Source organism: Frankia sp. R43, from assembly GCF_001306465.1.
GTDB classification, from domain to species: Bacteria; Actinomycetota; Actinomycetes; order Frankiales; family Frankiaceae; genus Parafrankia; species Parafrankia irregularis.
In genome coordinates, this window is the sequence record NZ_LFCW01000001.1 from 1,561,384 (window position 1) to 1,576,744 (window position 15,361).

At 65.7% G+C, this 15,361-nt stretch carries 6 protein-coding genes and 3 rRNA genes; 1 reads left to right on the forward strand and 8 read right to left on the reverse strand.

All coding sequences use genetic code 11. The features are described 5' to 3' along the window. Positions 1-47: 47 nt before the first annotated feature. From ACG83_RS05915 to ACG83_RS05950, 8 genes are all read right to left on the reverse strand, one after another. Complete coding sequence (locus ACG83_RS05915) at positions 48-554, reverse strand: MarR family winged helix-turn-helix transcriptional regulator (RefSeq protein WP_035951728.1); 507 nt, start codon at positions 552-554, stop codon at positions 48-50. A gap of 280 nt (positions 555-834) precedes the next feature. Continuing rightward, on the reverse strand, positions 835-4,212 hold the full coding sequence (icmF, locus tag ACG83_RS05920; protein WP_054565046.1) for a fused isobutyryl-CoA mutase/GTPase IcmF: 3,378 nt from the start codon (positions 4,210-4,212) through the stop codon (positions 835-837). Positions 4,213-4,487: 275 nt separating this feature from the next. Beyond that, positions 4,488-4,604 (reverse strand): 5S ribosomal RNA (gene rrf, locus ACG83_RS05925). Positions 4,605-4,675: 71 nt separating this feature from the next. Next, positions 4,676-7,757, reverse strand: a 23S ribosomal RNA gene (locus tag ACG83_RS05930). Between the two features lie 381 nt (positions 7,758-8,138). Beyond that, positions 8,139-9,646 (reverse strand): 16S ribosomal RNA (locus ACG83_RS05935). Together the 16S, 23S and 5S rRNA genes form the textbook arrangement of a ribosomal RNA operon. 927 nt (positions 9,647-10,573) lie before the next feature. Further along, positions 10,574-11,122 carry a PadR family transcriptional regulator gene (locus ACG83_RS05940; protein WP_054565047.1) on the reverse strand — a complete coding sequence of 183 codons (549 nt, stop codon included), beginning with the start codon at positions 11,120-11,122 and terminating at the stop codon, positions 10,574-10,576. A gap of 204 nt (positions 11,123-11,326) precedes the next feature. Next, positions 11,327-12,289 (reverse strand): electron transfer flavoprotein subunit alpha/FixB family protein, encoded by a 963-nt coding sequence (locus ACG83_RS05945; RefSeq protein ID WP_006544090.1) that lies wholly within the window; start codon positions 12,287-12,289, stop codon positions 11,327-11,329. Between the two features lie 13 nt (positions 12,290-12,302). Next, on the reverse strand, positions 12,303-13,088 hold the full coding sequence (locus tag ACG83_RS05950; RefSeq protein WP_006544089.1) for an electron transfer flavoprotein subunit beta/FixA family protein: 786 nt from the start codon (positions 13,086-13,088) through the stop codon (positions 12,303-12,305). Positions 13,089-13,605: 517 nt separating this feature from the next. Between ACG83_RS05950 and ACG83_RS05955 the strand changes: the two genes are divergently transcribed. Further along, the gene (locus ACG83_RS05955) at positions 13,606-15,279 is read left to right on the forward strand and encodes a transcriptional regulator (protein ID WP_083473031.1); all 1,674 of its coding nucleotides are present in this window, start codon (positions 13,606-13,608) and stop codon (positions 15,277-15,279) included. Positions 15,280-15,361: the final 82 nt, after the last annotated feature.

Sequence of the window (15,361 nt, forward strand, 5' to 3'; positions counted from 1 at the left end):
GAGCGGCCCCACCAGGGATGACCGGGAGGATCGGCACAGCGTGGCCCTCAGAAGTCGCCGGCCCGGCTGCGAAGGTCGGTGAGCAGGTCCACGAGCTCGCGGACCCCGTTCTCGGGCAGACCGGGATCGGCGAACACGCTCTCGTTGAGCTTCTCGGTGGCCGCGAGCGCCGTCGCGCGACCGTCGTCGGTGATTTCGGCGAGGATGGCCCGCCGGTCGGTCGGATGCGGCTGGCGGCGAACCTGGCCACGGGCCTCCAGCCGGTCGACGGCACTGGTGACGCTGGTCGGGTGGACCTGGAGCAGGCTGCCGATGCGGCTGAGCGGCAACGAGCCCCGGCGGCTGAAGAGCAGCAGCATCAACAGCTCGTAACGGGCGAACGTCAGATCAAGCGGACGCAGGATCTCGTCGACGCGGGCGAGCAGGATCTGCTGCGCACGCATCAACGAGGTGACCGCGGCCATGCCGTCCGCCACCCCGCCCCACCCGTGCGCCGTCCACTGCCGGTGTGCCTCCGCGATCGGGTCGGTCGGAAGCGGCTTCGGCGGCGACACGAGGGCGGTACTCCAAAAGATCGCGGGGCGGACGAGCGGATGAATGGCGCTGTCCACTATGCCATTCCCACGTGCCATTCGCGGACCTTGGCAACAGGCGGGGCCCGCCGGCGCAGTGTGCCGGTGGCTCGGCTCGTCCACAACCACGTGCCGAGCCACCGGCGCCGGGCGTACAACATCTTCACGCGATGATGACGATGTAGCCGATGACCGATGTGGCGGATGATGGTCACGGCTGCGCGACCGCGCTGCCGCAGCACGTCAACGCCGCCGGAGGTGGCTAGATGTTTCGGCGATACTGCCCGCCGACTTCGAAGAACGCCGCGCTGATCTGACCGAGCGAACACACCCGCACCGCGTCCATCAAGGCGGCAAAGGTATTGCCACCCGCTGTCGCGACCTTCCGCAGACGGTCGAGCGCCAGGGCGGCCTCGGCCGCGTTGCCTGAGGTGAACTCCTCGAGCCGGCGCAGCTGTGACTGCTTCTCCTCCTCGGTGGCCCGGGCCAGCTCGAGCTGGTGTGCGACCTCCTCGTCGTCGTCCGGGCCGAGGAAGGTGTTGACCCCGATGATCGGCAGCGAACCGTCGTGCTTGCGCCGTTCGTAGAGCATCGACTCGTCCTGGATGCGGCCACGCTGGTATCCGGTCTCCATCGCCCCGAGAACGCCACCACGCTCCGAGATCCGCTCGAACTCGGCGAGGACGGCCTCCTCGACGAGGTCGGTGAGCTCATCGATCACGAACGAGCCCTGCAGGGGGTTCTCGTTCCCGGCAAGCCCCCATTCCTGATCAATGATCATCTGGATCGCCAGCGCACGCCGGACCGACCGCTCGGTGGGCGTGGTGACCGCCTCGTCGTAGGCATTGGTGTGCAGGCTGTTGCAGTTGTCATAGATCGCACACAGAGCCTGCAGAGTCGTCCGGATGTCGTTGAAGTTCATCTCGCGCGCGTGCAGCGAACGGCCCGAGGTCTGCACGTGGTACTTGAGCTTCTGCGAGCGCTCCGACGCACCGTAGCGCTCGCGCATGGCCACCGCCCAGATGCGCCTGGCGACCCGGCCGATCACGCTGTACTCGGCGTCCATGCCGTTGGAGAAGAAGAACGAAAGATTCGGGGCGAAGTCGTCGATGTTCATGCCGCGCGCCAGGTACGCCTCGACGTAGGTGAAACCGTTCGCGAGCGTGAACGCCAGCTGGCTGATCGGGTTCGCCCCGGCCTCCGCGATGTGGTAGCCGGAGATCGACACCGAGTAGAAGTTGCGCACCTGGTTGGCGATGAACCATTCCTGCATGTCGGCCATGCACCGCAGCGCGAACTCGGTCGAGAAGATGCAGGTGTTCTGGCCCTGGTCCTCCTTGAGGATGTCCGCCTGGACCGTGCCACGCACGTTCGCCAGCGCCCAGGCGGCGGCCTCGGCGGCCTCGGCCGCCCGGGGCTCACGGCCATGCTCCACCCGGAAGAGGTCGAGCCGCTGGTCGACCGCCGTGGTCAGGAACATCGCCAGAACGGCCGGCGCCGGCCCGTTGATCGTCATCGAGACACTGGTCGTCGGCGCGCACAGATCGAAGCCGGCGAACAGCGTCTTCATGTCATCCAGCGTGGCGACGGACACACCTGAGGTACCGATCTTCCCGTAGACGTCGGGCCGGGCACCCGGATCACGTCCGTAAAGGGTCACCGAGTCAAAGGCTGTGCTGAGCCGAGTGGCCGGCGAATCCGCCGAGAGGAGGTGGAAGCGCCGGTTGGTCCGAAACGGGTCGCCCTCCCCGGCGAACATGCGCGCCGGAGCCTCACCAACCCGTTTGAAGGGAAAGACCCCGGCGGTGAACGGAAACAGCCCCGGCAGGTTCTCCCGCCGGCGGAACCGCACAAGCCGGGCGTCGTCGTCTATCTCCGGAACGGCCACCCGTGGCAGTGAGGTTCCGGAGAGAGTGGTGCGTACCAGCGGAGTGCGGATCTCCCGGCCGCGCACGGTGTAGACCATCTCGTCGCCGGAACGCTCCGCGCGCAGCGCGGGCCAGGACTCGATCAGGTCCCGCGTCTCGGCATCGAGGCGCGACTCGGCGGCATCCCGCAGGCTTCGCAGCAACCGCAGGTCCGGCTGCTCGGCCTGCCCGGCCAGCTCCTGCCCGGCCCGGTCCGGCCCGGTGCCCTGCTGATGCGCCTCGAGCTCGGCGATCGCGGTGGCCAGGTGCTCGCGACGACGTGCCAGCACCGCCTGTGCCTCCGTGTGGGCGTGGTAGCCACGGACAGCATCCGCGATCTCCGCGAGATAGCGGACCCGGGCCGGCGGAACGACCGTGGTCAGACCACTGGATACCCGTACCTCCACGGGTTCCAGCGCGCCCTGCTTCAGCTCCAGACCACGCTCACCGAGGAGGTCGCGCAGGTAGAAGTACAGCGCCGTGACGCCATCGTCGTTGAAGCGGGCCGCGGAGGTGCCGAAGACCGGCATCTCCTCCCACTCCGCGCCGAACTCCTCCCGATTGCGGACCATCTGACGCGCGACATCGCGCCGCGCGTCCTCGGCACCACGGCGCTCGAACTTGTTGACGGCCACCGCGTCCGCGAAGTCGAGCATGTCGATCTTTTCAAGCTGGGACGACGCCCCGTACTCGGGCGTCATGACATACAGGGAGACGTCGCAGAAAGGCACAATGGCCGCGTCGCCCTGGCCGATTCCGGGGGTCTCGACGATCACCAGGTCATAGCCCGCCACCTTGCAGGCCGACACGATGTCGGCGAACTGCTCCGGCAGCTCCCGCCCGGCCTTTCGCGTTGCCAGCGACCGGAAGAAGGTCAGCGACACGTCACCGCCCGGCCTCGGCCCCGCCGGCTCGAGGCCGGCATCCGGCCGCATCGCCAGCGCGTTCATCCTGATCCGGTCGCCGAGCAGCGCTCCGCCGCCGCGTCGCCGCGTCGGGTCGACGGCCAGTACCGCGATCCGCAGCGAATCGCTCTGATCGAGCCGGAAGCGTCGCAGCACCTCGTCGGTGAGCGAGGACTTGCCTGATCCACCCGTGCCCGTGATGCCGAGGACCGGCACCGGCGGCCGGTCGGCGGCCGCCGCATCCCGGACGGCAGCGGCAAAGGCGCCATCCCGAGAACTCTCGAGCACGGTGATCGCCCGGGCCAGCGCGGCATCGCCGCCGGACCGCAGATCTCCCAGTGCCGGCGTGACCGCCGCCAGGTCCACATCGCTTTCCCGGACGATCCTGTTGACCATGAGGGCCAGCCCGAGCCGCCGGCCGTCCTCCGGGGAGAAGATCCGTGCCACGCCACGCGAGTGCAGAAGATCGATCTCCTCCGGAACGATGACACCGCCACCGCCGCCGTAGACCCGCACGTGCCCGGCGCCGCGCTCGCGCAGCCGCTCGACGAGATAGCTGAAGTACTCGACGTGGCCGCCCTGGTAGGAGGAGATCGCGACCGCCTGCGCGTCCTCCTGGATGGCGGCCGTCACGATCTCATCGACCCCGCGGTCATGCCCGAGGTGAATCACCTCCGCACCCTGCGCCTGGAGGATGCGCCGCATGATGTTGATCGCGGCGTCATGACCGTCGAACAGAGCTGCCGCGGTGACGACCCGCACCGGCCCGGTGGGCACGTGCAACGACGGGATCTCCTGCTCCGCCTCCGCCGCGGTAACTGCGCTCATGGCCACGCTCCCTGGACGACGCTCGGCTGCCACCGATGCCACCGACTCCCGCTGGCACGTCCGATAGTAGGACGTCCATGGAGTTGGGGCCAACCGTGCCGCTGTCGACCGCGTCTCAGGGGCTGCGGACCTCGGGGTGGTCTGAAGCGCGCCACGCGTGGGGCAACGGTTCACCGGGCCTCGGCTGCGTGCCCCGCGTGGAACGTGACAGAACGCGAAAATGCCGATGGGGTTGCCCCCGGCCACAAGACCAGAAACAACCCCATCGGAAAGAAGTCCGGCGGCGTCCTACTCTCCCACGCGGTCCCCCACGCAGTACCATCGGCGCTGAAGGGCTTAGCTACCGGGTTCGGAATGGAACCGGGCGTTTCCCCTTCGCCAAAGCCACCGAAACACCATCAGACCCGACCCTCCGGTCGCAGCCCGAGAACCGCACAGTGGACGCAAAACAGCAGAATCATATGTAGTCAAGCCCTCGGCCTATTAGTACCGGTCAGCTCCATGCGTCACCGCACTTCCACCTCCGGCCTATCAACCCGATCATCTAGTCGGGGGCCTTACCAGGCTACCCTGTGGGAGACCTCATCTTGAAGCGAGCTTCCCGCTTAGATGCTTTCAGCGGTTATCCCTTCCGAACGTAGCCAACCAGCCATGCCCTTGGCAGAACAACTGGCACACCAGAGGTTCGTCCGTCCCGGTCCTCTCGTACTAGGGACAGCCCTTCTCAAGTCTCCTGCGCGCGCGGCGGATAGGGACCGAACTGTCTCACGACGTTCTAAACCCAGCTCGCGTACCGCTTTAATGGGCGAACAGCCCAACCCTTGGGACCTACTCCAGCCCCAGGATGCGACGAGCCGACATCGAGGTGCCAAACCTTGCCGTCGATATGGACTCTTGGGCAAGATCAGCCTGTTATCCCCGGGGTACCTTTTATCCGTTGAGCGACGGCGCTTCCACAAGCCACCGCCGGATCACTAGTCCCTGCTTTCGCACCTGCTCGACATGTCTGTCTCACAGTCAAGCTCCCTTGTGCACTTGCACTCAACACCTGATTGCCAACCAGGCTGAGGGAACCTTTGGGCGCCTCCGTTACCCTTTAGGAGGCAACCGCCCCAGTTAAACTACCCACCTGACACTGTCCCTGATCCGGATCACGGACCGAGGTTAGACATCCAGTACGACCAGAGTGGTATTTCAACAACGACTCCACCGGAACTGGCGTCCCAGCTTCACAGTCTCCCACCTATCCTACACAAACCGAACCGAACACCAATATCAAGCTGTAGTAAAGGTCCCGGGGTCTTTCCGTCCTGCCGCGCGTAACGAGCATCTTTACTCGTAGTGCAATTTCGCCGAGTCTGTGGTTGAGACAGTAGGAAAGTCGTTACGCCATTCGTGCAGGTCGGAACTTACCCGACAAGGAATTTCGCTACCTTAGGATGGTTATAGTTACCACCGCCGTTTACTGGCGCTTAAGTTCTGAGCTTCGCCCCGAAGAGCTAACCCGTCCCCTTAACGTTCCAGCACCGGGCAGGCGTCACTCCGTATACATCGTCTTACGACTTCGCACGGAGCTGTGTTTTTAGTAAACAGTCGCTTTCCCCTGGTCTCTGCGGCCCCTCCCCGCTTCGGAGGCAAAGCTCCTACACAGGAAGTGGCCCCCCTTCTCCCGAAGTTACGGGGGCATTTTGCCGAGTTCCTTAACCACAGTTCACTCGCACGCCTCGGTATTCTCTACCTGACCACCTGTGTCGGTTTAGGGTACGGGCGGCCCTGACACTCGCTAGAGGCTTTTCTCGGCAGCATGGAATCACCCACTTCGCCACAATCGGCTCGGCATCAGGTCTCAGGCACACAAGACGCGGATTTGCCTACGTCTCGCCCTACACCCTTGCCCCAGGAAAACCACCTCCTGGGTTGGACTATCCTCCTGCGTCACCCCATCGCTTGCCTACTACTGGCCAGGATCCCGACCAGCCCAAGCCCCACCCGAAAGCAGAACAAGAACCAGAACGGTTAGCACAACCAGGTTCAGCATGGGCGCGTCAGCGCCGGTACGGGAATATCAACCCGTTGTCCATCGACTACGCCTGTCGGCCTCGCCTTAGGTCCCGACTCACCCTGGGCGGAAAAGCCTGCCCCAGGAACCCTTGGTCATTCGGCGGACGGGATTCTCACCCGTCATTCGCTACTCATGCCTGCATTCTCACTCGTGTAGCGTCCACGACTGGGTCACCCCGCCGCTTCACTCGCCACACGACGCTCCCCTACCCATACACAACGTGTATGCCGCAGCTTCGGCGGTGCGCTTGAGCCCCGCTACATTGTCGGCGCGGAATCACTTGACCAGTGAGCTATTACGCACTCTTTCAAGGGTGGCTGCTTCTAAGCCAACCTCCTGGTTGTCTATGCGACTCCACATCCTTTTCCACTTAGCGCACGCTTAGGGGCCTTAGCTGGCGATCTGGGCTGTTTCCCTCTCGACTACGAAGCTTATCCCCCGCAGTCTCACTGCCACGCTTCACTTACCGGCATTCGGAGTTTGGCTGACTTCAGTAAGCTTGTGGGCCCCCTAGGCCATCCAGTGCTCTACCTCCGGCAAGAAACACGCAACGCTGCACCTAAATGCATTTCGGGGAGAACCAGCTATCACCGAGTTTGATTGGCCTTTCACCCCTACCCACAGCTCATCCCCCAGGTTTTCAACCCTGGTGGGTTCGGTCCTCCACACGGTCTTACCCGCGCTTCAACCTGGCCATGGGTAGATCACTCGGCTTCGGGTCTTGGACATGCGACTCAACGCCCTATTCGGACTCGCTTTCGCTACGGCTACCCCACACGGGTTAACCTCGCCACACACCGCAAACTCGCAGGCTCATTCTTCAAAAGGCACGCGGTCACCAGGCTCCGAAAAGCCCAGCCCCCACGGATTGTAGGCACACGGTTTCAGGTACTATTTCACTCCCCTCCCGGGGTACTTTTCACCTTTCCCTCACGGTACTAGTCCGCTATCGGTCACCAGGGAGTATTTAGGCTTAGCGGGTGGTCCCGCCAGATTCACACGGAATTTCACGGGCTCCGTGCTACTTGGGAAACTGTTCAGGAGACGTGCCGTTTTCACCTACAGGGCTGTTACCCTCTATGGCGGTCCATTCGCATGACCTTCGGCTAACAACACGCTTTCTTACTCCTCGACAGGACGGCAGCCCTGCCCGAACAGTCCCACAACCCCAGCCACGCAACGCCTGCCGGCTATCACACGAAACTGGTTTAGCCTCATCCGCTTTCGCTCACCACTACTCGCGGAATCACGGTTGTTTTCTCTTCCTGTGGGTAATGAGATGTTTCACTTCCCCACGTTCCCTCCACATGCCCTATGTGTTCAGGCACGGGTGACAGGATTTAAAGCCCTGCCGGGTTTCCCCATTCGGAAATCCTCGGATCACAGCTCGGTTGACAGCTCCCCGAGGCATATCGCAGCCTCCCACGTCCTTCATCGGCTCCTGGTGCCAAGGCATCCACCGTGCGCCCTTAATAACTTGGCCACAAAGATAAAGATGCTCGCGTCCACTGTGCAGTTCTCAAACTACGAACGGAAACCAGTCGCGCCCGTGAGACCAACCACCCAACACGGATAGCGGTATCCCACACGAACCAGCCCGCACACCCACCCCGGCAGCCACAGGCCAACCAGGGCGGGGACGTACACGAGGGCATCTCACTCCCTCAAAACCCAACAGCGTACCGATCCTTCAGGAAGACCCAGCCCCAGGAACACACAGGAACCCAGAACACCAGACCAACCCGGCAGAACAAGTCAGCGTTCCACACCCATGAGCACACCAGACCAGCCATCCGACCGGCCTTCGCTCTGCGCCAGGCACCCACCCACTACAGGCAAAGCACCCAACCAGAAAGCTCCTTAGAAAGGAGGTGATCCAGCCGCACCTTCCGGTACGGCTACCTTGTTACGACTTCGTCCCAATCGCCGGTCCCACCTTCGACGGCTCCCCCCACAAGGGTTGGGCCACCGGCTTCGGGTGTTACCGACTTTCGTGACGTGACGGGCGGTGTGTACAAGGCCCGGGAACGTATTCACCGCAGCATTGCTGATCTGCGATTACTAGCGACTCCGACTTCACGGGGTCGAGTTGCAGACCCCGATCCGAACTGAGACCGGCTTTTTGGGATTCGCTCCACCTCACGGTATCGCAGCCCTTTGTACCGGCCATTGTAGCATGTGTGCAGCCCAGGACGTAAGGGGCATGATGACTTGACGTCATCCCCACCTTCCTCCGAGTTGACCCCGGCAGTCTCCTATGAGTCCCCGCCATGACGCGCTGGCAACATAGGACAAGGGTTGCGCTCGTTGCGGGACTTAACCCAACATCTCACGACACGAGCTGACGACAGCCATGCACCACCTGTGCAGAGCCCCTAAGGACCCCATATCTCTACAGGATTTCTCTGCATGTCAAGCCCTGGTAAGGTTCTTCGCGTTGCATCGAATTAAGCCACATGCTCCGCCGCTTGTGCGGGCCCCCGTCAATTCCTTTGAGTTTTAGCCTTGCGGCCGTACTCCCCAGGCGGGGCGCTTAATGCGTTAGCTGCGGCACGGAGGCCGTGGAAGGTCCCCCACACCTAGCGCCCAACGTTTACGGCGTGGACTACCAGGGTATCTAATCCTGTTCGCTCCCCACGCTTTCGCTCCTTAGCGTCAGTTCCGGCCCAGAGACCCGCCTTCGCCACCGGTGTTCCTCCTGATATCTGCGCATTTCACCGCTACACCAGGAATTCCAGTCTCCCCTACCGGACTCTAGCCTGCCCGTATCGACTGCAGGCCCGGGGTTGAGCCCCGGGTTTTCACAGCCGACGCGACAGGCCGCCTACGAGCTCTTTACGCCCAATAATTCCGGACAACGCTTGCACCCTACGTATTACCGCGGCTGCTGGCACGTAGTTGGCCGGTGCTTCTTCTGCAGGTACCGTCACTCTCGCTTCGTCCCTGCTGAAAGAGGTTTACAACCCGAAGGCCGTCATCCCTCACGCGGCGTCGCTGCGTCAGGCTTTCGCCCATTGCGCAATATTCCCCACTGCTGCCTCCCGTAGGAGTCTGGGCCGTGTCTCAGTCCCAGTGTGGCCGATCGCCCTCTCAGGCCGGCTACCCGTCGTCGCCTTGGTAGGCCATTACCCCACCAACAAGCTGATAGGCCGCGGGCCCATCCCAAGCCAATAAATCTTTCCACACCACCAGATGCCCAGCAGTGTCATATCCGGCATTAGCCCCGGTTTCCCGGAGTTATTCCAGAGCTTGGGGCAGGTTGCCCACGTGTTACTCACCCGTTCGCCGCTAGGAGCAAGCTCCTCGCTCGACTTGCATGTGTTAAGCACGCCGCCAGCGTTCGTCCTGAGCCAGGATCAAACTCTCCATCAATGCTTGAAAGAGATGGCCGGGCCGCCAAGCCCAACCGATCCTGGCAAGACAGATCCTCGTAAGATCGTCTGTCATTGCCAAAGGAATTTCCCACCACAACCAGAACATTAAGCCCTGGCCATGGACGGGGGTTTAAAACTAAATGGCACTGACTATTCGGTACGCTGTTGAGTTCTCAAGGAGCAGATGCAACCAGAGGTGCTTTTCGGCGTTTCCGGTGCGTCTTCAACTTACTCGGTATTTCCGGCCGGTGTCAAATCGCCGTGTTTCGCGACTTTCCGCCCTGCCTTTGCCTCATCCGGTCCGGCCTTTCGGCCCCGGCTGCGGCGACTCGGTTAAAGTACCGGGCGTTTCGGGCTTGTGTCAAATCGCCGTGTTTCGCGATTCTGCCACTTTGCCTTTGCCTCATCCGGTCCGGCCTATCGGCCCCGGCTGCGGCGACTCGGTGAAGTTACCGATGCTTTCGGGTTTGTGTCAAATCGCTCCGGACTCGCCGGCGACTGCCACTCTTTCCAACCTTACCGCACTGTTTTCGGGCTCTGTCCTCGGGGGGTCTGCGCCCCCTCGGAGGATCCTGGGCCCGCCAACCATCGGTTCTTCCGTTCCGATCAGGCGGTAAGGAGGAACTATACACGAGGGATCCGGGGTGTGAACGCACCCCGCCCGCCACATGCATCGCCGGCCTACCGGGCCTCGCGCAACGGCCGCCCACCCGGCGCTCGCGGCCCCCGGTCGCCCCGCCGAGCGACCTCCGGGCGCAGCCGGCCGATCCGCACGACGCGCTGCCCCGGTCCGCGCCGAATGTGTGAACAGTCCGTTCCGATGAACGTGCGGACGCCGAATCCGCTACAAACCCACCGGTGTGCGGACGTCGGCCAGGGCGGATCGCGGTGAGATCCCCACGGATGGTTCAGCGGCTCGAACGGCCTACCGGCGCGAGCGGTCGCCCGCCAGCTCTGGTCGCTGCGCCGCCCAGCGCGCCCAGGCGGCCAACGCCTCGTACAGGCGCGCGCCGCCCTCTATCGCGATACGCAGTGACCTCTGTTGTGGCGTGTCCGGCACATTTCCGTGGTCGGCGGCGTCGGCGTACGTCCGGTACCTGCTGGCCGCGGCGGCGAAGAAGTCGGCCTCCCGCACCAGATGGGCGTTGAGGTCACCCGGGTCCATCAGCCAGAAGAAGAAGGACCGCAGCAGGGGCTGCAGCCGAGTGGTGTGATCGACCTCGGACGGTTCGCTCAGCCAACGCCGGATCTCGGCCAGGCCGGCGTCGGTGATGCGGTAGGCCTTGCGGCCACGCGGTCCCTCACTGTCGATCTCGATGAGCCCGTCGCTGGCGAGGCGGCTCAGCTCGCCGTAGATCTGGGGATGCCCGGCCGGCCAGACTGCCCCCAGCACCTGCTCGAACCGTCGGGTGAGGTCGTAGCCACTGGCCGGCCCTTCGGCCAGCAGGCCCAGCAGCCCGTGACGTAGTGACACTCAGATACCTCCCGCCGCCCCATCGCTACGTAGCGTAACCGAGAAGCTGTCGGTGAGGGGCTGAGATGAGGCTGCGAAGAGCTGAGCGGAGTCAGTAACGCCGACGGCCGGGTGCGGGCCCCCTGTCCGGAGGAACCACACCCGGCCGTCCTGCCCGCCCGGGCCGTCGATGCGGCCGGCCGGACACAGCACCGGATCGGGCGATCAGCCCGCCTTGTGCTTCTCGATCTCCGTGGTGAGCTGCGGGACGACGTTGAACAGGTCGCCGACCAGCCCGTAGTCCGCGAACTCGAAGATCGGGGCCTCGGGGTCCTTGTTGATGGCCACGATCGTCTTCGAGGTCTGCATACCGGCCCGGTGCTGGATCGCCCCGGAGATGCCGACCGCGATGTAGAGCTGCGGCGACACGGTCTTGCCGGTCTGGCCGACCTGGTTCTGGTGCGGGTACCACCCGGCGTCGGTCGCGGCGCGCGAGGCACCGACGGCGGCACCGAGCGTGTCCGCCAGCTTCTCGACCAGGCCGAAGTGCTCGGCGGCACCGAGACCACGCCCACCGGAGACCACAACCTGCGCCTCGGTGAGGTCGGGCCGGCCCGACTTGGCCTCGACGACACGGTCCACGATCTTCGCGCCCTTGGCGGCGTCGGAGATCGCGATGTCGACCGTGGTCTCCGCCGGAGTCGACGGCGCGGCCTCCGGCGCGGTGGAGTTCGGACGAACGACGACGATCGGGGTGCCCTTGGTGACCTTCGAGCTGACGATCGTCGAACCGCCGAAGATGCCCTGGGTGGCCGTGAGGTCCGGGGCCAGCGCGGTCGCGTCCCAGATCAGGCCCGAGTCCGTCCGGGCGGCGGTGCGGGCCGCGACCTCGCGGGAGTCCGGCGTCGCGGCGGCCAGCACGGCGACCGGCGACGTGTCGGCGACCAGCTTCGACAGGACCTCGGCCGCGGGCGCGCCGATGAAGTTCGCGACGTCGTCGGACTCGACCACGTAGATCTTCGCGGCGCCGTACTGGGCCAGGTAGTCCTTCGCCTTCGCGAGGGTGCCCGGGGCGCCCAGGAACACCGCCGACGGCTCGCCCAGGGTGCGGGCCAGGGTCAGCAGCTCGGCCGTGACCTTCTTCGGCTCACCGTCGGTGTGCTCGACGAGAACAAGTACTTCAGCCATCGAACAGCCTTCCTCAGATGAGCTTCTGCGCCGCGAGGAACGAAGCGACCTTCGCGCCGCCGTCGCCCTCGTCCTTGACGATGGTGCCACTCTGCCGCGGCGGTGCCGGCTGCGACTCAACGACCGTGGAGGCGGCGCCGGCGAGGCCGACCGAGGCCGCGTCCAGGCCGGCGTCCGCCGCCGAGAGCTTGGTCAGCGGCTTCTTCTTGGCCGCCATGATGCCCTTGAACGACGGGTAGCGCGGCTGGTTGATCTTCTCAACCACGCCGACGACCGCGGGGAGAGCCGCCTCGACCAGGGCGTAGCCGTTGTCGGCGAGGCGCTCCACCGTGACCTTGCCCGCGCCCGGGTCGACCGTGACCTTGCGGGCCTGGGTGAGCTGCGGAAGCCCAAGCCGCTCCGCAAGCAGGGCACCCATCACACCGCCACGGGCGTCGGAGGCCTCCGACGACGTGATGACGAGGTCGGGCGAAAGGGTGGAGATCACCTTGGCGAGCGCGGCGGAGGTGGCGAGCGCGTCCGAGCCGTGCAGCGAGTCGTCGCTGAGGTGAACCGCCTTGTCCGCACCCATCGACAGCGCCTTGCGGATCGTCTCGACGGCCTTCTCGGGCCCCATCGTGACGACCGTCACCTCGCCGCCGTGGGCTTCCTTGATCTTCAGAGCCTCTTCGACCCCGTACTCGTCCATCTCGTTCATGACGTTGTCGACGCTCTTGCGGTCGACGGTCTTGTCCGAGGCGTCGAGCTTCTTCTCCGCCCAGGTATCGGGAACCTGCTTGACGGTAACGACGATGTTCACGCCTTGGGGCCTCCGTAGCCAGCAAAATCGATGTCGCTCCTCCCCGCATCGTCGCATCTGACGCGCGCACGTGCCCGATGATCCCGGCCCCGGCACAGCGGCCCCCGGGGCCGTTCCCCGGGGCGCCCGCGCCCCCTGGACGACATCCGCGGACATGGACCGGACGACCGGAACACGCCACACCAACGGGATGTCCCTACACAGTCAGGAGATTCCCACCGGATACCGCTGGCGCGGCCGGGATGACGGCAGTCGGCTCCACCTTCGACCAGGGCGTGGAACTGTGAGGTGCCACATACCGCGGGCCACCATGTCGCCCACCCTTCCCGCCGTCGGCGGTGCGGGCGCAGAAAGTACAAGGGTCCCCAGTCCCGGCATGACCGTGCATTGTGTCCCTCTAATGCACACCCCCTTCCTAAATGCGTGACCGATCGGCTACTTTCTGCCCTGTGAGGTCGTCGCGGGCCGACAACGGAGGCCCTCCGGCCACGCCCACGTAGACGGGGGAGACGTAGACATGGTCACGGACGAGCTCACTGCCAAGGCGTCCCCGGAGCAGCGGCGGCCGGGGAATCCGGGCCGGTCGGGCCGCACCTCCACGGGGCCGGAGAAACAGGCCGGCGCGCCGCGGCAGTCGGCGACACGCCCAGCGGCGGGAGCGCCGCGGCAGCCCGCCGTCAGCAGCACCGCCGCTACCACCAAAGCCGGCACCACGGCCGGGACCTCCGCGGCCGGGACCTCCGCAGGTGGCGCCTCCGCAGCTGGGACCACAGCGGCTGGGACCACAGCGACCGGAGCCACCGCGACCGACCGCGATCCGGCCGCACCGGGTCTGTTCGCCCGCCTGCTGGCCGAGGCCGGGATCTCCGACACCCGCTTCGCCCGCCAGGTCAACAACCGCGCCAGAACACAGCGCCGCGTCGAGCTCGGGCTCGCCCGGACCACCGTCGGCCACTGGCGGCGCGGCATGAAGCCGCGGGACCCGATGGTCGCGGAGCTGGCCGCCGCCGAGCTCTCCGCCGTGGTCGGCTATCCGGTTCCGCCGGCCGACCTCGGCTGGCGAGGCGAGGGCTACGAACGCGACGACCTGGGCCTCGCCGTCGCAGACCTGCCTGACGACACCCTGAGAACACTCGCGGGACTTTCAGGACGAGACATGCGGCGACGTGACGTGCTCCACGACGGGGCGGCGTTCGCCGCCACCGCCTTCGCCGACCCGGTTCTTTCCAGCCTGACCGGTGTCATCAGCCGCATCACCGGTGACACACCCGCGTCCCCGTCCGGGGGCGCGATGATCCGGGACATGACGGCGACCTTCCGCCGGCTCGACGCCCGGTTCGGCAGCAGCGAGATCCGCCCCCAGGTCGTCGCCTTCCTTCACGACCGGACCCGGGCCGCGGTGGACGGCCCCGCCGACACCGACACCTTCAGCGCCCTCGCCGAGCTGGCGCAGCTCAGCGGCTGGCTCGCCCAGGACTGCAACCGCCAGGCCCTCGCGCAGCGTTACTACATCCAGGCGCTGAGCCTCGCCGAGCACGCCGAGGACGTCATGATGGCCGGCAGGGTTCTTTCGGCCATGAGCGACCAGGCCGCCGCGCTGGGGCACCATCGGCACAGCCTGGCGCTCGCCCGCGCGGCCATCGACCGGGCCGCGCGGCAGTCGGCACCCCCCGTCCAGGCGATGCTGCAGGACCGGCTGGCCTGGGCCCTGGCCCGAAACGGCGACGAGTCGGGCTGCATGCGCGCGCTCGCGGAGATGGAACGGGTGATCTCGCGGGAGCCGGGCGAGGCGCCGTCCTGGGCCGGGCATTACAACTCCGGCGACGTCGCCGAGTGCCAGGGCCACTGCTTCATGCTGCTGGGAAAGTCCGCCGTCGCGGAGCAACGGCTGCTGGAGGCGCGCTACCTGCAGGGCGAGGCCCGCGCCCGCAGCCGTGCCTACGCCGAGGCGGACCTCGCGCTGTCCTACCTGCGGCGGCCGCGGCCCGATCTGGAAGCGGCGATCGAGGCCGGCTACCAGGCAGTCGAACTGGCCGGGTCGGTCTCGTCGACCCGAATCACCAACAAGCTCACCGAGCTGGACGAGGCGATCGCCGGATTCTCCAAGGTGGTCGCCGCGCGCGAATGGCGCAACCGGGTCAGCGACGTGGTGGATCGCGGCCGGGAGCACCCGCGGGTCAGCTCGGCCTGACCGGCCGCCAGGGCTGACCGGCCGCCAGACCCGCCCACGCACTCCCCCAGGCCCGCCGCAGCCGCGAAACGACCACGGCGGA